16 protein-coding genes are annotated in these 17,891 nt (G+C 34.6%); 15 read left to right on the top strand and 1 reads right to left on the bottom strand.

Translation table 11 applies throughout. The annotated features are described in order from the left end of the window. The first annotated feature begins 128 nt into the window (after positions 1 to 128). Positions 129 to 2,762, top strand: a complete 2,634-nt coding sequence (pepN, locus tag A9G36_RS04185) for an aminopeptidase N (RefSeq protein ID WP_065585432.1) — start codon at positions 129 to 131, stop codon at positions 2,760 to 2,762. Positions 2,763 to 2,885: 123 nt separating this feature from the next. Continuing rightward, on the top strand, positions 2,886 to 3,215 hold the full coding sequence (locus A9G36_RS04180; RefSeq protein ID WP_065568624.1) for a rhodanese-like domain-containing protein: 330 nt from the start codon (positions 2,886 to 2,888) through the stop codon (positions 3,213 to 3,215). A gap of 50 nt (positions 3,216 to 3,265) precedes the next feature. Here the strand turns inward: A9G36_RS04180 and A9G36_RS04175 are convergent, their stop codons facing one another. Beyond that, positions 3,266 to 4,114, bottom strand: coding sequence for a MetQ/NlpA family ABC transporter substrate-binding protein (locus tag A9G36_RS04175; RefSeq protein ID WP_065568623.1), 849 nt, complete (start codon positions 4,112 to 4,114; stop codon positions 3,266 to 3,268). A gap of 273 nt (positions 4,115 to 4,387) precedes the next feature. Here A9G36_RS04175 and A9G36_RS04170 point away from each other — a divergent pair, with 273 nt between their 5' ends. The 13 genes from A9G36_RS04170 (at position 4,388) to citG (ending at position 17,776) form a co-directional block, all read left to right on the top strand. Then, positions 4,388 to 5,446, top strand: coding sequence for a methionine ABC transporter ATP-binding protein (locus tag A9G36_RS04170; RefSeq protein ID WP_034944229.1), 1,059 nt, complete (start codon positions 4,388 to 4,390; stop codon positions 5,444 to 5,446). An 85-nt stretch (positions 5,447 to 5,531) separates the two neighbouring features. Next, positions 5,532 to 6,131 (top strand): methionine ABC transporter permease, encoded by a 600-nt coding sequence (locus tag A9G36_RS04165; protein WP_442902651.1) that lies wholly within the window; start codon positions 5,532 to 5,534, stop codon positions 6,129 to 6,131. Between the two features lie 290 nt (positions 6,132 to 6,421). Beyond that, positions 6,422 to 7,237, top strand: coding sequence for a phospholipid ABC transporter ATP-binding protein MlaF (mlaF, locus tag A9G36_RS04160; RefSeq protein WP_065585431.1), 816 nt, complete (start codon positions 6,422 to 6,424; stop codon positions 7,235 to 7,237). Next, a complete protein-coding gene (gene mlaE / locus A9G36_RS04155) occupies positions 7,237 to 8,016 on the top strand; it encodes a lipid asymmetry maintenance ABC transporter permease subunit MlaE (RefSeq protein WP_141670303.1) in 780 nt (259 codons plus the stop codon). The genes mlaF and mlaE overlap by 1 nt, the downstream gene beginning before the upstream one ends. A 10-nt stretch (positions 8,017 to 8,026) precedes the next feature. Beyond that, positions 8,027 to 8,599 carry an outer membrane lipid asymmetry maintenance protein MlaD gene (gene mlaD, locus A9G36_RS04150; protein ID WP_034944238.1) on the top strand — a complete coding sequence of 191 codons (573 nt, stop codon included), beginning with the start codon at positions 8,027 to 8,029 and terminating at the stop codon, positions 8,597 to 8,599. A 9-nt stretch (positions 8,600 to 8,608) separates the two neighbouring features. Continuing rightward, positions 8,609 to 9,253, top strand: coding sequence for a phospholipid-binding protein MlaC (gene mlaC / locus A9G36_RS04145; protein WP_034944241.1), 645 nt, complete (start codon positions 8,609 to 8,611; stop codon positions 9,251 to 9,253). A 5-nt stretch (positions 9,254 to 9,258) separates the two neighbouring features. Then, entirely contained in the window at positions 9,259 to 9,531 is a 273-nt protein-coding gene (locus A9G36_RS04140; RefSeq protein WP_034944243.1) for an STAS domain-containing protein, read from the top strand. A 90-nt stretch (positions 9,532 to 9,621) separates the two neighbouring features. After that, positions 9,622 to 9,879 carry a BolA family protein gene (locus A9G36_RS04135; RefSeq protein ID WP_034944245.1) on the top strand — a complete coding sequence of 86 codons (258 nt, stop codon included), beginning with the start codon at positions 9,622 to 9,624 and terminating at the stop codon, positions 9,877 to 9,879. A 95-nt stretch (positions 9,880 to 9,974) separates the two neighbouring features. Further along, the gene (gene prlC, locus A9G36_RS04130) at positions 9,975 to 12,002 is read left to right on the top strand and encodes an oligopeptidase A (RefSeq protein WP_065568620.1); all 2,028 of its coding nucleotides are present in this window, start codon (positions 9,975 to 9,977) and stop codon (positions 12,000 to 12,002) included. Next, positions 11,989 to 12,720 (top strand): class I SAM-dependent methyltransferase, encoded by a 732-nt coding sequence (locus A9G36_RS04125; RefSeq protein ID WP_065585430.1) that lies wholly within the window; start codon positions 11,989 to 11,991, stop codon positions 12,718 to 12,720. The genes prlC and A9G36_RS04125 overlap by 14 nt, the downstream gene beginning before the upstream one ends. A 21-nt stretch (positions 12,721 to 12,741) precedes the next feature. Beyond that, entirely contained in the window at positions 12,742 to 13,431 is a 690-nt protein-coding gene (rsuA, locus tag A9G36_RS04120; protein WP_065585429.1) for a 16S rRNA pseudouridine(516) synthase RsuA, read from the top strand. Positions 13,432 to 13,890: 459 nt separating this feature from the next. Further along, on the top strand, positions 13,891 to 16,779 hold the full coding sequence (locus tag A9G36_RS10485; protein WP_065585428.1) for a DNA translocase FtsK 4TM domain-containing protein: 2,889 nt from the start codon (positions 13,891 to 13,893) through the stop codon (positions 16,777 to 16,779). A 109-nt stretch (positions 16,780 to 16,888) separates the two neighbouring features. Further along, a complete protein-coding gene (gene citG, locus A9G36_RS04110; protein ID WP_081295229.1) occupies positions 16,889 to 17,776 on the top strand; it encodes a triphosphoribosyl-dephospho-CoA synthase CitG in 888 nt (295 codons plus the stop codon). Positions 17,777 to 17,891: the final 115 nt, after the last annotated feature.

Below are 17,891 nucleotides of genomic sequence, written 5' to 3'. Positions count from 1 at the left end.
ATTCCGAAGATTATAGCAGAATAATAATGAAGATATAGATTAATTATGTAATAAGATTGTTTTTAATCGGTTATAATATGAAATAGCACAACATATAAATTGAGTACCAACCAAAAGGTCATAAAAATATGAATACAAAAACGCCTGAGTCGCAACCTATTGCCAAAAATCGTCTTGATTATAAAGCGTCTGATTTTACTATTACCAACATTGATCTTGATTTTGATTTAGCACCCGAAATAACAACCGTCACAGCTCGCAGCCGTGTTGTTAAAAAAAATAATGAAGCGGACAATTTAATTTTAGATGGTGAAGACCTTAAATTGATTTCTGTTAATATTGACGAACAACCATGGCATAATTATCAGATTACAGCAAGCGGGTTAATCATCCAAGGCGTTCCTACCGAATTTACCTTAACAATTGTTAATGAAATCAAACCAATTGATAATACAGCCCTTGAAGGTTTATATGTATCAGGCAATGCGCTTTGTACTCAATGTGAAGCAGAAGGATTCCGTCATATTACTTATTATCTTGACAGACCTGACGTTCTTGCATGCTTTTCAACACGTATTACCGCGAATAAACAACATTATCCTTATCTACTTTCGAACGGTAATCGCATAGCGCAAGGCGAACTTGCCGATGGACGTCATTGGGTACAATGGCAAGATCCTTTTCCAAAACCGGCTTACTTATTTGCATTAGTTGCTGGTGATTTTGATATTTTAAAAGATCAGTTTATCACGCAATCAAAACGGAAAGTTGATTTAGAAATTTACGTTGATAAAGGTAATTTAGATCGGTCGCAGTGGGCAATGACAAGCTTAAAAAATGCCATGCGTTGGGACGAAACACGTTTTGGGCTTGAATACGACTTAGATATCTTTATGATTGTAGCGGTTGATTTTTTCAATATGGGAGCAATGGAAAACAAAGGATTAAATATCTTTAATTCAAAATATGTGCTTGCCAAACCTCAAACAGCAACAGATGATGACTATCTAGGTATTGAAGGTGTAATTGGTCATGAATATTTTCACAACTGGACTGGTAATCGGGTAACCTGTCGCGACTGGTTCCAACTTAGTTTAAAAGAAGGATTAACTGTATTTCGAGATCAGGAATTTAGCGCTGATATGGGATCTCGTGCAGTAAAACGCATTGAGGATGTCAAACTTTTGCGCACCGTTCAATTTGCCGAAGATGCTAGCCCAATGTCTCACCCTATTCGGCCTGAACAAGTAATAGAAATGAATAACTTTTACACAGTCACCGTGTATGAAAAAGGCGCTGAAGTTATTCGTATGATGCATACTTTATTAGGAGAAGATAAATTCCAAGCAGGGATGAAACTTTATTTTAAACGCCATGATGGTAGTGCCGCAACTTGTGATGATTTTGTTGCAGCCATGCAAGATGCCTCAGGTATCGATTTAACTCAATTTAAATTATGGTATAGCCAATCAGGAACACCTGAATTAACCGTTACCGATAATTATGACGAGAAAAATCAACAATATACTTTAACAGTAGAACAATATACACCAGCTACTCAAGATCAAGCACAAAAACAGGCTTTGCATATCCCACTTGATATCGAGTTATATCAACATAATGGTGAAATAATTCCACTACAATACCAAGGCAAACCTGTTCACCATGTTTTAAATTTAACAAAAAACAAACAACAATTTATCTTTGATAACGTAACTCAAAAACCAATCATTTCATTACTACGTGATTTTTCAGCACCTGTTAAGTTAACTTATGATTATCAAGATAATGATCTTATTTTCTTAATGCAACACGCTACTAACGCATTTAGCCGTTACGATGCAGCTCAAATGTTATTAGCAAAATATGTTCGCTTGAATGTGAAAAATTATCAAGAAAATCAAAATTTAATGTTGCCTGATTCAGTATTAGATGCATTTAGAGCCGTATTGTTATCAGAAAAAACTGACCCTTTCCTTATTGCACAAATATTAACCTTGCCATCTGAAAATGAGTTGGCAAATTTATTTACTGTGGTTGATCCAATTGCAATTCATCAAGTGCGTCTATTTTTGTTAACTCATTTTGCAAACGAACTTTATGATGAATTATTAGCCGTTTATCACCACAATAAAACATCACAATATCAAATTAAACATAACGATATTGCTAAGCGGTCACTTAAAAACTGTTGTTTAACTTTATTAGCTCATGCCGATGATAATTCGTACGCCAATACATTGGTTAACCAACAATATTATCAAGCAAATAATATGACTGATTGTTTAGCCGCCTTAAGTGTAGCTGTAAAAGCTGAACTTGATTGTCGAACTGAGTTATTGGCTAACTTTGATGACAAATGGCATCAAGATGGACTTGTTATGGACAAATGGTTAGCACTAAACGCAACAAGCCCAGAAAAGAATGTTCTTGCTACCGTGAAAAAATTATTAACTCACCGCTCATTTACACTCAGTAACCCAAATCGGATCCGTGCATTAATTGGAGCATTTGTAAATAATAACCCTGTGGCATTTCACGCTGAAGATGGCAGTGGTTATCAATTTTTAGTTGAGATTCTTACTGAATTAAACCAAAAAAACCCGCAAGTTGCAGCAAGGCTTATCGATCCTCTAATTCGATTAAAACGTTATGACAAAAAGCGTCAACAACAAATGCAAAAAGCACTTGAAGCATTGCTAAAAATTGAAAATTTATCTAAAGATTTATTTGAAAAAATTAACAAGGCACTAGAAGACTAAGTAGGAAATAGCATCCTGCAATATCGTTGCAGGGTGCCATTAATAAATTTAAAATTAAAGTTTTATACTAAAACGTATAGTTTCCTGAAACTTTTTTACAATCACTTTAATAAGTTTTAAATAATGACAATAAAAGAAATCGCTCCCACAGAACTTGCACAAAAATTAAATCAGCAAAATAATCTATTTCTGCTCGATGTACGAGAACCCAATGAAATAGCCATTTGCAGTATTAGCAACGCAATTCATATTCCAATGAATATGATCCCTTTATATCTAGATAAAATCCCAGATGAAATCGATATTGTTATTTATTGTCATCACGGCAGACGTAGCCTAACTGTTGCTCATTATTTAGCAGAAAACGGGTTTGATCCTAACTTTCTCTATAATCTTACAGGGGGGATTGATGCTTGGGCGTTAACGGTTGATAAACAGATGATAAGGTACTAAAATGCCCGTAATAAAACGGGCGTTTCTTTATAACTTTACCTTGCTATTGCTTATTCTTGAGGCATCACCCAATAACCATTTTGGTTATGCGTTTTCATATAATCTTTAAATTGTTGAGATTGATAAATACGCTTCACATCTTGAGCCCATCGACTATTTTCGTTTCCTTCATTCACTACAACCATAATTTCTAAGTCAGGAATGATGGTTTCAGAAAGTAATGCTTTGTTCGAGTCAATATTAGCAGAATAAACAATGCTACCTGGAATTACCGCAAAATCTAATTCATTAAGCACTCTAGGGATATTGGCCGAATCCATTTCAATAATTTCAATACCTGCTATATTTTGAGCAATATCATTTTTATTAACAATAATAGGATTTGTATTATTTTTTAATTTTATCCAACCAGCTTTTTCCAGCAGATTATATGAACGAGCTGCATTAGAAGCATCTTGTGGAATAGCAACTTTTGCTCCTGAAAAAATTTGCGTTAATGAGGTGAACTTATGTGAAAATATTGCCGCAGGTACCGATGGTACATGTACAACTGGTTTTAAATTTGCTTTACGCTGGGCATTAAACACATTCATATAAGCTGTGTGCTGTGCAACGGTTAAATCAATACTACCTTCACTTAAAGCTACATCTGATTCAAGTAAATGCGGAAAATTCACTAATTTAACCTTATAACCTTCTGATTCAAGTATGGGTTTAACAGCTTCATTAAAAAGATCGTTATATGGACCTGGTGATACGCCCATGCTAATTTCTTTTTTTGTCTGATTATCGACTTGTTTAGACGAATTATCACAACCAATGGCCAAAAATGCTGAACTAGCAACGAAAGCGATTGATACGTATTTAAATATTTTTTGCTTGATAAACGCATTTTTCATTTCAGCTATCCTCTATAAACATTAAGCGTTAAAGCATAAAATACACTCTAGCACAGAAAAAAGCGTTCATTTATTCCAAGTAATTCTATCTTATAACTATATGGAATAAGATATAAAAAACGATTATTAGAGCAATAATTTAACCTGTGATACCGTTAGATACATTAATTATTGTCAATCTTTGAATATGCCAAACACCTACAAGAAATAATTTATCCAAATTGGCTAAGCAAGCACTTATTCAACTAAAAGAAAATAAATAGGCGATGAATAATGATTAAATTTGAACATGCCTCAAAACAATATGAAAGAAATGGCGTCACAACACAAGCTTTAAACGATATTAATTTAACCATCAGTAAAGGGGATATTTACGGCATTATTGGTTACAGTGGTGCAGGTAAAAGCACCTTAGTGCGCTTAATTAATTTTCTTGAAAAGCCAACTCAAGGCAATGTTATTATTCAAAATAAAGTATTAAATCAATTAACTAGTGCTGAATTACGTCAAATACGCCAAAAAATTGGTATGATTTTTCAGCATTTTAATTTGCTTGAATCAAAAACCGTATTTGAAAATATTGCTATTCCTTTAATTTTAATCAAAAAAGATAAACATTCGATTAAACAAAAAGTCTATGAACTTTTGGAATTTGTTGGATTAAGTGATAAAGCCAACAACTATCCCAAAGAGCTATCTGGTGGACAAAAACAGCGCATTGGTATCGCTCGGGCATTAGCCAACGATCCTGATATTTTATTATGCGATGAAGCAACTTCAGCACTTGATCCACAAACCACTCAAGCTATTTTAGATTTAATCAAAAAAATCAATCAAAAATATAAAATAACAGTCGTGTTAATTACTCACGAAATGCATGTAATTGAACAAATTTGCCATAAAGTTGCAGTAATGGAAAAAGGAAAAATTATAGAACAAGGTAACGTACTTGACGTATTTGGACAACCAAAACACCAAACTACTCAAAATTTTGTTAGCTCAGTGATCAACGATCAAATTCCAAATGGTGTTGTGGAAAATTTGTTAGAAATAGAAGGTAAAAAAGACAATATTAAATTATTTAAGCTCGAATTCTTAGGACGATCTGCGTCAGAACCCGTGATGAATTCACTTATACTGCAACAAAAAGTTATCGTCAATATTTTGTTTGCCCATATGTCAGAAATCGAAAAAACAGTTTTAGGTAGTATGTTTGTTCAACTAAAAGGTAACGATAGTAATATCAAAGAATCAGTACATTACTTACGTGAGTGCGGTGTGCAAGTCACTGAAATTAAACATTGGGAGATGAGTAAAAATGGAAATATTTAATACTATAATCGACTATTTGGTCTCTTTCTTTGCAACATCAGTAACCACTGAACAATTTGTTCAAGCATCCTATGACACCCTGATTATGGTAGTTTTCTCCTTAATTTTAGGTTCATTAATCGGAATTCCACTTGGTATTTGCTTAGTTACAACAAGACCTTATGGACTATTAGAAAATCGTCGAGTGTTTCGTATTATCAACCCGATTATTAATATAGTTCGCTCATTGCCTTTTATTATTTTATTAGTTGCTATCCAACCTTTAACAAAGGCCATTGTAAATAGCTCTATTGGCACTATAGCAGCAATTGTTCCGTTAACATTTTATGTTGCTCCTTACATTGCTAGATTAGTTGAAAATTCATTACTTGACGTGAATAGTGGTATTATTGAAGCGGCTCAATCAATGGGAGCAACGCCAACACAAATTATTTGGTATTTTATGTTGCCAGAAGCATTTAGTTCTTTAATTTTAACTCTTACAACTGCGACCATAGGTTTAATTGGGGCTACGGCTATGGCTGGTGCCATTGGTGCTGGAGGTATTGGTGATTTAGCTGTGTCATACGGCTATCAACGTTTTGATAATACAGTCACTTATATTTGTGTGGTTATTCTAATTATCTTCATCCAATTGGTACAAAGTACAGGAAACTACTTAGCTCGTAAAGCAAGACACGAATAAAATTACCTATTGGTATCCTACATAAGTCTTCCTTAATATAAAAAGGAAAAGGTGTAGCTCTTTTTGACGGTTACCATAAATAACGTAATTTAGGGTTCTAACTTAAAAACTAAATAAGAAGCAAAATATTTAAAGTTAGTTATATCGTTAAATATAAATATTGGATAAGTTATCAACTTATTGAGCTTGTAAATAATCCATAAATAGACAATATCTTTAATTGATTTCCTTATTGAAAAATATCAAGTAGAATAAAAACAATCGTAATTTTGGTCGTGTAGGAAATCACTGTGACAAACACATTACAGCAAAATTTAGTCGAAATTCACGATATGTCATTTTATTGTGGAACGCGACCTATTTATAAAAATATGAGTTTGAATGTCCCTAAAGGAAAAGTGACAGCAATCATGGGACCTTCAGGTATAGGTAAAACCACACTACTAAGGCTCATTGGTGGACAATTAAAAGCGCAGTCAGGAAAAATTTTATTTGATGGTGAAGACATTTCAAATATGTCTCGCTCCCGACTTTATGAAGTACGCAAACGCATGAGCATGTTATTCCAATCGGGGGCTTTATTTACTGATCTAAATGTATTTGATAATGTTGCCTATCCATTACGCGAACACTTCAAATTGCCTGAGCCAATATTGCATAATTTGGTCTTAATGAAATTACAAGCTGTTGGTTTACGAGGTGCCGCAAAAATGATGCCTTCGGAACTTTCAGGTGGTATGGCAAGGCGAGCAGCTTTAGCTCGATCTATTGCGCTTGATCCTGATCTAATTATGTTTGACGAACCTTTTGCGGGGCAAGACCCTATCTCAATGGGAGTTATTGTTAAACTGATATCTGAAATTAACCAATCATTAGGGTTAACCTGCATTGTTGTCAGCCACGATGTAAACGAAGTGTTAAGTATTGCCGATTATGCTTATATTGTTGCTGAGCAACATATTATTGCCGGTGGCACATCGCAACAATTGCGTGATAATGATGATTTACGAGTAAAACAGTTTCTTGACGGCTTGGCAGATGGTCCTGTGCCTTTTCATTATCCTGCTGAAGATTACAAATTAGACCTAAGCAGAGGTACAAAATAATGTTAAATTTACTGGCAAAATTAGGACAATGGATTATTAATATTATTGCGATGATAGGTCGTTCTTGCGTTATGCTTTTTGGGGCATTAATTGGTAAACCACAATTTAAAAAACAGTTTCCTTTACTGATTAAACAATTTTACTTTGTTGGCGTTCAATCCTTAACTATTATTATTGTATCAGGTCTTTTTATTGGCATGGTTTTGGCCTTACAAGGTTATTTTATTCTAACTACCTTTGGGGCCGAAGTAAGTTTAGGGATGATGGTTGCCCTTGCGCTACTTCGTGAGCTAGGTCCTGTTGTTGCAGGGCTACTTTTTGCTGGTCGTGCTGGCTCTGCTTTAACGGCTGAAATCGGTTTAATGAAAGCAACTGAACAATTATCAAGTTTAGAAATGATGGCAGTTGATCCATTAAGACGAATCATTGCGCCACGTTTTTGGGCTGGATTTTTTTGCATGCCGTTTCTAACAGCTATTTTTGTTGCAGTTGGCATTTTAGGTGGTATGTTGGTTGGTGTTGATTGGAAAGGTATTGATTCGGGATTTTTTTGGTCATCAATTCAAAGCAATGTAGATTGGTGGCACGACTTAGGAAACTGTTTTGTTAAAAGCTTTGCATTTGCCATTGCTAGCACTTGGATTGCACTGTTTAACGGTTATGATTGCGTACCAACATCAGAGGGAATTAGCCGAGCAACAACAAATACCGTTGTTTATTCATCATTAGTTATTTTGGGGTTAGATTTTATTTTAACCGCATTAATGTTTAGTCATTGAGGTCATAGAGATGAATCGTAAAGTTGAAATTACCGTTGGATTATTTATGTTGCTAGTTATTTGCTCAGTGCTATTTTTGTGTTTTAAAGTCACCGATCCAACATCATTTGCTAGCCATAGCACTTATCGGGTTTATGCTGTATTTGATAATATAGGAGGTTTAAAAGCACGTTCACCAATAAAAGTTGGTGGTGTGGTTATTGGGCGTATAAGTGATATTACTCTACACTCATCTGAACAAGATATATACAAACCTTATGTGACAATAGATATTGATGCACAATACAACAAAATTCCAAGCTCAAGTTCGCTTTCAATTAAAACATCCGGATTATTAGGCGAACAATTTATTGATATTAACCTTGGATTTGATCGAATGACTGAGTTTGATATTGATTCTGACGGCGTAGCCAACGCCGCTTTGCAAAAAAATAAAATTCCACCTTACTTTGAAGAAGGTTTTGTCATACATAATACTAAACCCGCAATGGTCATCGAAGATTTAATCGGTCAATTTATCTATGGCGTTGGCAACTCAAATAAAGATAAACAACAAGATACACAAAATAAAAATGACGAATAAGGAGTTCACATGTTAACAAAATTGAAACAAACGATTGTGTTAGTATTAGCTTTAGTATTTAGTACGATAGCATTTGCTGAAAATGATCCTTATAAAGAAATGCAAATTTCTGCTGATAAGCTTTTTAGCACTATGAATTCACAATCTGCGACATTAAAATCAAACCCTAACAAACTGAAAGAGATCGTAAGAACTGATTTATTACCTTATGTACAAGTAAAGTATGCTGGCGCATTAATTTTAGGTAATTATTATAAAAGTGCTACAGATGCGCAACGTAAAGCTTATTTCGCTGCTTTTGAAAACTATTTGGTACAAGCTTTTGCTCAAGCATTATCTATGTATAATGGCCAAACTTATCAAGTTGAATCACCAAAAGATTTAACAGGTAAAACGCTTATCTCTATTCGTGTTTTATTAAACCAACCTAATAAAAACCAACAACCATTGCGTATTGATTTCCAATGGCGTAAAAATTCAGTGACTGGCGAATGGAAAGCGTATGATTTAATTGCCGAAGGCGTTAGCATGATCACCACCAAACAAAATGAATGGTCAACTATTTTGCGTCGAGATGGTATTGATGCATTGACTAAACAATTAAATGAACTTTCAAATCGCAATATAGACCCAAACGCTAAACCAAAAGGCTAGTGATAATGTCGCGAATAAAAACAGAAAAACAACAAGAAGTATTGTGTTTACAAGGTGAACTTGATGTTCACTCTTTAAATGATTTATGGTCAACACAAAACTCCATTTTAAATGGTGTAAAATACATTGATGTAGCGCAACTCCCACGGGTTGATTCTTCAGGGCTCGCAACTTTAATTTATTTTTGCAATAAATATCATGTAAAGCTCAAAGGTATTAATCCCCAGCTACAAACATTAATTACCTTATATGATCTACAACCTGTAATTAATACTTAAAAAATGTTAACTTTTATACTAAAACACATGGTTTTTCTGAAAATTTTTGACAAAAGAGTCCTACATTTATATTAATGATGAGCATTACTAATGAATAAACAAGAAATTATAGACAAATTAAAAAGTTCGCTTGAACTTGATGATCTCCATGTTTTAACTGACGATGGAAGTCACTTTCAAGTTATTGCGGTGGGTGAAGTATTTGCCGATTTAAGTCGAGTAAAAAAACAACAAGCAATTTATGCTCCTTTGGCAGAATTTATTAATGATAACCGTATCCATGCGCTTTCTATAAAAACGTATACACCCACTGAATGGCAACGAGAACGCAAATTGATGGGATTATAACCATTTTTAGCATAATAATCCCTTGAATTAATTGTTTTCGCCACCATATTGTGTTTTATCGATAGACAACACCATTTGTATAAAGGTATCGCTACATGACAAATCCATTATTAACAGATGCACCATTACCCCTTTTTTCACAAATTAAACCCGAACATGTTTTGCCTGCTATACAAGAAACTTTAAAAAACTGCAGAAATACCATTGAAACAGTATTAAAGCAAAATAGCCAATATACTTGGGACAATTTAATTCAACCAATTGATGAGATGGATGAAAAGTTTACTCGGGCTTGGTCTCCGGTTAGTCATCTTAACTCAGTTAAAAATAGTCCCGAATTACGTGAAGCTTATGAAGCTTGTCTGCCATTACTATCTGAGTACAGTACATGGGTTGGGCAACATAGACCTTTATATCAAGCTTATAAGCAACTCAAAGAAAGCGAGCAATATGCTACTTTAACCAAAGCACAGAAAAAAGTGGTTGACAATTCATTACGTGATTTTGAATTATCTGGAATTGGCTTACCTGATGACAAACAGAAACGTTATGGTGAAATTGTCGCAAAATTATCCGAATTATCCTCAAAATATAGTAACAATGTGCTAGATGCCACCATGGGATGGTCAAAATTAATTACCGATATCAAAGAACTATCTGGCATGCCTGAAAGTGCGCTTTCTGCCGCAAAAGAACAGGCTAAATTAAAAGATAAAGAGGGTTGGTTACTAACCTTAGATATACCAAGTTATCTTCCCGTCATGACCTACTGTGATAATCGTGATTTACGATTTGAACTTTACCAAGCCTATAATACGCGTGCATCAGATCAAGGACCAAATGCAGGAAAATGGGATAATACTGATATCATTAAGCAAATTTTAGCATTACGTAATGAGCTTGCACAGTTATTAGGCTTTAATACTTATGCTGATAAATCGCTCGCAACAAAAATGGCAAAATCAACTATACAAGTGTTCGAATTTTTAAATGATTTAGCCACAAAAGCTAAACCTCAAGGTGAAAAAGAGTTAGCAGATCTTAAACGTTATGCTTATGAGTTTTTTGGCGCAAGTGACATCAAACCATGGGATATAGCTTATTATAGTGAAAAGCAAAAACAGCATTTGTACGCTATCAACGATGAAGAATTGCGTCCTTATTTCCCTCAACAACGAGTTATTAATGGTTTATTTGAAGTAGTGCATCGCATTTTTGGTATTACAGCCAAAGAGCGACAAGGCGTTGAAGTTTGGGATCCTGAAGTTAAATTTTATGATCTTTTTGCCGCAAATGGTGAGTTAAAAGGTAGTTTCTATCTTGATTTATATGCACGTGAACATAAGCGTGGTGGTGCTTGGATGGATGATTGTATTGGTCGTATGCGTTTTGCTGATGGTCATGTACAAAAACCCGTTGCTTATTTAACTTGTAACTTCAATCGCCCTGTTGGTGATAAACCAGCACTATTTACACACGACGAAGTCACAACCCTTTTCCATGAATTTGGTCATGGTTTACACCACATGTTAACCGAAATTGATACTTCGTCAGTTTCTGGTATTAATGGGGTGCCATGGGATGCTGTTGAATTACCAAGTCAATTTTTAGAAAACTGGTGCTGGCAACCTGAAGCGCTTGCATTCATATCTGGGCATTATCAAACTGGTGAACCGCTACCAACTGATATGTTAGAAAAGATGCTAGATGCTAAAAACTATCAAGCAGCACTATTTATTTTACGCCAATTGGAATTTGGTCTTTTTGACTTTAAATTACATACACAAAAAGATCCTGATATATTAAATACATTGGCTGAAATAAGAAAGCAAGTTGCTGTTGTTCCTACCGTTGAATGGGGAAGATTTCCACACGCATTTAGCCATATCTTTGCTGGTGGTTATGCTGCAGGGTATTATAGCTATTTATGGGCAGAAGTATTATCTGCTGATGCATTTTCACGTTTTGAAGAAGAAGGTATTTTCAACGCTAAAACAGGCAATGCATTTCTTGATAACATCTTGTCACAAGGTGGTAGCGATGAGCCTATGACATTATTTAAAAACTTCCGAGGCCGTGAACCTCAACTTGAAGCATTACTTCGTCATTATGGTATCCACTAATTCTAACTTTGCTCAGCTAAAATTATTAGCTGAGCAGTGGTTATCCACACATGCTGATCTTCCATTCGCTCTTGTTACCCAAAACAATCAACTTGAGTTACAAAAAACTGACGAACCAAAACTAGGGGCAATATGCGTAAACTTTGTTTCTGGAACAATGGCTCATCGTCGCCAATTTGGTGGTGGACGTGGCGAAGCAATTGCTAAAGCAGTAGGTATCAAAGGTGAGTATTTACCTACAGTTCTTGATACCACAGCAGGGCTTGGTCGAGATGCATTTGTTTTAGCATCAATCGGTTGCCATGTCACTATGTTTGAAAGACATCCTGTCGTTGCAGCATTGCTAGAAGATGGCTTGCAGCGTGCCTACAAAGATCCCCAAATCGGTAGTTGGCTTGAGCAACAGTTACGTTTAATTTATCATTCAAGCATTGAGGGATTGAGTACTTACCCTGAAAAACCTGATGTTATTTATCTCGATCCAATGTTTCCACATCGACCAAAAAGTGCACTTGTCAAAAAAGAGATGCGCATTTTTCAACAATTAGTGGGCAGTGATAATGATGCAGATAGCCTATTAGAACCAGCAAGAAAATTAGCAAAAAAACGGGTTGTAGTAAAAAGACCCAATTATGCACCGTTTTTAGCTAATCAAAAACCGACGGTTGAAATTAAAACTAAAAATCACCGTTTTGATATATACACACCTCTAGAGTAATACAAGGATATTGTTTAAATTATGCGATTAGATAAATTTCTCGCTCATCACTTAGGCGCTAGCCGCACTATTGTAACTAAAGAACTCAAGGCTAAAAAGGTGACTGTCGATGGTGAAATTATAAAATCAGGTGCTTATCAATTATCACCAGAGCAGATTGTTCAATATGATGGTTACCAAATTGAGCAAGTTACAGCTCAACGCTATTTCATGCTCAACAAACCGCAAGGCTATGTCTGCTCGACTGACGATCCTGACCACCCTACTATACTTTATTTTATTGATGAACCGATGCCTGAAAAATTGCATGCAGCAGGTAGACTTGATCTTGATACTACAGGACTTGTTCTGCTTACTGATGATGGTAAGTGGTCACACCGTATTACATCACCCAAACATCATTGCAAAAAAGTCTATTCCGTCACGGTTGAACAGCCATTATGTATTGAACTGATTGATATATTTAAAAATGGTATCCAATTAAAAAATGAGAAATCACTTACCAAACCAGCTGAATTAAATATTATTGATGACTTTCATGCTGAATTGACCATTAGCGAAGGACGATATCATCAAGTTAAACGTATGTTTGCAGCAGTTAATAACCATGTTGTTCAATTGCATCGCAAACAAATAGGTAAGGTAATTGTTGATATCCCAGAAGGAGAATATCGACCGCTAACACAAACAGAGATAGAATCATTTGGTTAACATCTAATAATTTATAACTAAAAAGCAGAACGCTTCGAAATAATATTCGTTTTCTATTGCGAGCTGCTTTAAACTACTTTTATTATCTATATTGATATACACTTTATATAATAAAATTCGATTTTTCGTACGAGCTTAATCGGTATATATTGTGTCGATTTTAGTTTTCTTTCCATACTGCTTCAACAATGCTTGAAAATAGCTCCACTAAATGATCTATAGTAGGTAAAACATTATTATGTAATTTTAGTGCAGTGAAACTTTTTTCAGCATAAAAATGTTAAAAAAAGATAATAACAATATTTTATCTAAAACAACATAATACTTAATATTTTCTTGTTAGCTATTGCATAATAACCCAACAATAAATTTGGTTTTAAGTGGTATTCTCTCTTTGAGCAGAAGCTTTTTATGATAAAATGCCAACAAATTTAATAAAGATAGTATTTAGGTACGTGTTTGAAAAAGCCCAAAATTACAAAAAAGCAGATTATTTTCCAATTTATCCTAATTACAATGGTAGGATTATCTATTTGCTTATTCTTATCACAGTTTTCATACAATACATCAGATCCAGGCTGGTCTCGTACAGCTTGGCACTCGCCAATTAGTAATTTTGGTGGCTACTTAGGTGCTTATGCTAGCGATATTTTTTTTCAATTTTTTGGTTTTATTGCTTATAGCTTACCCTTTATAATTATATTTATATGTTCGCAATTATCAGTACATTTTTATAAACATGCTAATGATCCTGTTAACTATTTCAGCATATCCTTTCGGATTATAGGTGTTTTAGCTTTTATATTTAGTTCTACCGGTTTTTTTTCATTAAATATCCGTGATGCTGAACAATTTGGGGCGGGGGGGTATCTCGGCGCAATAGTAGTTGAAAATCTTTTGCCACTTATGAATAACTTCATTCTGTCACTGGTTTTACTTGGCATTTGTTTAGCATGCGTCACTTTATTAACAGGATTATCATGGATTAATTTAATTGAAAAGTTAGGTGCTTTTGTCATGATATTATTAGCCCCAATCAGGTGGCTACTTTCATCGAAAAAAACGAATCAAACCAATAAAACATCTATAAAAGAAAATGAAGAACAGCGGATCACCATTCCTCTTGAAAAAGAAAATATTGATTCAGAATTATCTACCAATAAAAAAGCAAAGTTTGAAACTACCGCTTATAAAAATGATAATACTTTAAATAATTTGGCTATGATTGATCCTGCTCTTTCTGAAACATCAAGATCAAGTGAAGAAGATAAGGAATTAATCGATACCACAACAGAACTACTTGAATCATGTGAACAATCACCGACACATCAGCCGTTAAACATTAACACAATCAAAAAAGAAATTGATCCTAGTGAAATATTATCTCGCTTAGAATCAATTATTAAAAATATGGATTCGCATAATGTTACGCAAACGCAAGATCAATCATTATCCTCATCTATAGAGCAAATCAAACAAATAATTCAACACAATACATCAGAGGAAAAATCTTTTTCTGAAGAATCTGAAAAATATAAAATTTCTGATGCTCCAAGTAAGTCTTTATTTACGTTGTCACATCACGAATCCGAAATAAAATTAAATAATACGCCAGTACCATTGGAACCAGTTGAAGAAATATCAGCAATAGAAAATGAGTTGCCGTTTATACAAGAAGAAAATATTTTTAATGAGATTATTGAGACAAAAGAAGAACAAGAATACGTTGATACTGAAGCATTAAAAAAAGCAAATCCGGTAATTGACGACATTCAAACTCTATCCTCTTTTGAGTCGGGCAGTGAAGATAGCTTAATTCATCCATTATTAAAACGTGATAATAAACCTTTACCCAAACCAACAACACCGTTACCTTCTTTAAATTTATTAACAGCACCATCTACAACTCGAATTGAAGTAGATCATGCCGTATTAAATACAATGTCTGAGCTTATTGAAAAAAGTTTGTCTGATTATCGTGTTAAAGCTAAAGTAGTTGATTACATGCCTGGACCAGTTATTACACGATTTGAAATCGAACTAGCTCCTGGCATTAAAGCTGCCCGTATTTCAACATTGGATCGAGATTTGGCCCGTTCACTATCTATGCCTTCTGTACGTGTGGTTGAAGTCATTCCAGGAAAACCTTATGTTGGTATTGAATTACCAAATAAAAATCGACAAACTGTCTACTTCAGAGAAGTTTTAGATAGCCCACAATTTAAAAATGCTCAATCACCACTTACTGTTGTATTAGGTAAAGATATAGCAGGTCAATCAGTAGTTGCTGATTTAGCCAAGATGCCACATTTATTAGTTGCTGGTACTACTGGTTCTGGTAAATCGGTTGGTGTAAATGCCATGATCTTAAGCATTTTATATAAATCGCAACCTGAAGATGTCAGGTTTATTATGATTGACCCAAAAATGCTTGAACTCTCTATTTATGAAGGCATACCACACCTGTTAACTCAAGTAGTTACCGATATGAAAGATGCAGCTAACGCCTTAAATTGGTGTGTAAATGAAATGGAACGTCGCTATCGTCTCATGTCGGCATTAGGTGTACGTAATATTGCTGGCTATAACGAAAAGATTAAGCAAGCCGAAGAAATGGGTAGACCTATTCCTGATCCACTTTGGAAACCAACCGATAGCATGGATCTTAATATGCCGACTCTGGAAAAACTTCCATATATTGTCGTCATGGTGGATGAGTTTGCTGATCTAATTATGGCTGTAGGCAAAAAAGTAGAAGAACTAATTGCACGGCTTGCTCAAAAAGCGCGAGCAGCAGGTATTCATCTAGTCCTAGCTACACAGCGCCCATCGGTGGATGTCATTACGGGCTTAATCAAAGCAAATATACCAACTCGTATCGCTTTTACCGTATCAAGTAAAATTGATTCTCGTACTATTTTAGATCAAATGGGAGCAGAATCATTACTTGGTATGGGGGATATGCTTTATTTAGCCCCTAATAGCTCCATTCCAATTCGTGTTCACGGTGCATTTGTACGAGATGAAGAGGTTCACGCTGTAGTACAAGATTGGAAAGCACGCGGAATACCTAAATATATTGAAAATGTCACTGTTTCCTCTGATGATAGTGATAATAGTGGTTCAAATATGCTAGAGGAAGAGCTCGATCCACTTTTCGATCAAGTGGTGGCTTTTGTAGTTGAAACACGAAGAGCTTCTATCTCTAGTGTGCAACGGAAATTTCGTATCGGTTATAATAGAGCAGCTCGAATTGTCGAACAAATGGAAGTTGAAGGCATTATTAGCCCCCCTAGTCATAATGGTAATAGAGAAGTTCTGGCTACACCATCGCATAGCGATTATTGATTTTAATGTATTAAGACTGGCCATTTCTTTTAAACCTATAAATTGGCAATCTTTATATTAAGCATTACTAAAATCTATTATATATCTTACAAATAGGTAACCATTAATAATGAGTGATTATTCACAACAAATAGCATTGTTAGAATTAGAACTCAACAATGATCACAATCGATGTTTGCATGCACAATTAGCGATAAGAGCATTAATAAAAGAGATCTGTTTATCACCCAAGCCTGGATTGGTTGATATGAATAATAGTGGTGCACATAATGATATGGACTTTGAAACTTTTGTGCAAAGCATTAAAGCTATTTGCGTCTGGTTTGAGCGTTTTTATCAATATGGTAAGATATCGGCTCAGTTGAACAATCAACAGTTCTTAGCTGGTATTAGACCTATTGGTATTCAATGCGAGCAAGCTATGTTTAGTGCGACAAATCAAGTAAACACACATAAAGGTGGCATTTTTGCTTTTGGATTATTACTTGGTGCAATTGGTAAATTAGAACAGTTAAACTTGCCAATCAACATTAAAAATATTTGTGGTCAAGTTTCTACTATTTGCCAAGGGATTGTCGCCAATGAGTTAAAAAAAAATAATCGTCCATGCTCTGTTGGAGAAAAATTATTTAAACTTCATCACTTTTCTGGTGCAAGAGGAGAAGCTGAGTCAGGATATGCGACTGTTCGAAATATTTCATTGCCTATCTTTCAAACCATGCAAAAGAGTGGTTATGATGAAAAAACAAGTTTATTGCAAGCACTATTATATCTATTAGCCTATAATCAAGATACTAATTTAGTTTCAAGAGGTGGAATCGATGGTTTAGATTTTGTTCAAAAACAGGCAAAACAACTCATTTTACAAGGTGGTATTACACACCCAAATGGATTACAAAATTTAAATAAGTTTGATAATGAGCTAATAAAGCGCAACCTAAGCCCAGGGGGGTCTGCCGATTTAATTGCAATTACGTGGTTCTTATCTCACTACTAACCAATCAAAATAACAAATAATTACTAACGATTATTTTTTGATTCCATTCAACAATTATTCCTTTTAATAATAGCTTTTTAATTTAGTCAGTTAAAAGATGATACTTTATTTTCTT

It is taken from the genome of Gilliamella sp. Choc6-1 (assembly GCF_001690385.1).
GTDB lineage: Bacteria > Pseudomonadota > Gammaproteobacteria > Enterobacterales > Orbaceae > Gilliamella > Gilliamella apicola_A.
Note: the sequence above shows the minus strand (reverse complement) of the source record. Positions and strands in the feature narration are given on the sequence as shown.

What these genes read in the sequence shown, in the direction of transcription:
- A9G36_RS04175 (WP_065568623.1), bottom strand. Translation starts at nt 4,114, where the DNA reads ATGAAAAATGCGTTTATCAAGCAAAAAATATTTAAATACGTATCAATC.
- A9G36_RS04180 (WP_065568624.1), top strand. Translation starts at nt 2,886, where the DNA reads ATGACAATAAAAGAAATCGCTCCCACAGAACTTGCACAAAAATTAAAT.
- mlaC (WP_034944241.1), top strand. Translation starts at nt 8,609, where the DNA reads ATGTTAACAAAATTGAAACAAACGATTGTGTTAGTATTAGCTTTAGTA.
- A9G36_RS04170 (WP_034944229.1), top strand. Translation starts at nt 4,388, where the DNA reads ATGATTAAATTTGAACATGCCTCAAAACAATATGAAAGAAATGGCGTC.
- rsuA (WP_065585429.1), top strand. Translation starts at nt 12,742, where the DNA reads ATGCGATTAGATAAATTTCTCGCTCATCACTTAGGCGCTAGCCGCACT.
- A9G36_RS04140 (WP_034944243.1), top strand. Translation starts at nt 9,259, where the DNA reads ATGTCGCGAATAAAAACAGAAAAACAACAAGAAGTATTGTGTTTACAA.
- mlaE (WP_141670303.1), top strand. Translation starts at nt 7,237, where the DNA reads ATGTTAAATTTACTGGCAAAATTAGGACAATGGATTATTAATATTATT.
- pepN (WP_065585432.1), top strand. Translation starts at nt 129, where the DNA reads ATGAATACAAAAACGCCTGAGTCGCAACCTATTGCCAAAAATCGTCTT.
- A9G36_RS04135 (WP_034944245.1), top strand. Translation starts at nt 9,622, where the DNA reads ATGAATAAACAAGAAATTATAGACAAATTAAAAAGTTCGCTTGAACTT.
- prlC (WP_065568620.1), top strand. Translation starts at nt 9,975, where the DNA reads ATGACAAATCCATTATTAACAGATGCACCATTACCCCTTTTTTCACAA.
- mlaD (WP_034944238.1), top strand. Translation starts at nt 8,027, where the DNA reads ATGAATCGTAAAGTTGAAATTACCGTTGGATTATTTATGTTGCTAGTT.
- A9G36_RS04165 (WP_442902651.1), top strand. Translation starts at nt 5,532, where the DNA reads ATGGTAGTTTTCTCCTTAATTTTAGGTTCATTAATCGGAATTCCACTT.
- citG (WP_081295229.1), top strand. Translation starts at nt 16,889, where the DNA reads ATGAGTGATTATTCACAACAAATAGCATTGTTAGAATTAGAACTCAAC.
- A9G36_RS04125 (WP_065585430.1), top strand. Translation starts at nt 11,989, where the DNA reads ATGGTATCCACTAATTCTAACTTTGCTCAGCTAAAATTATTAGCTGAG.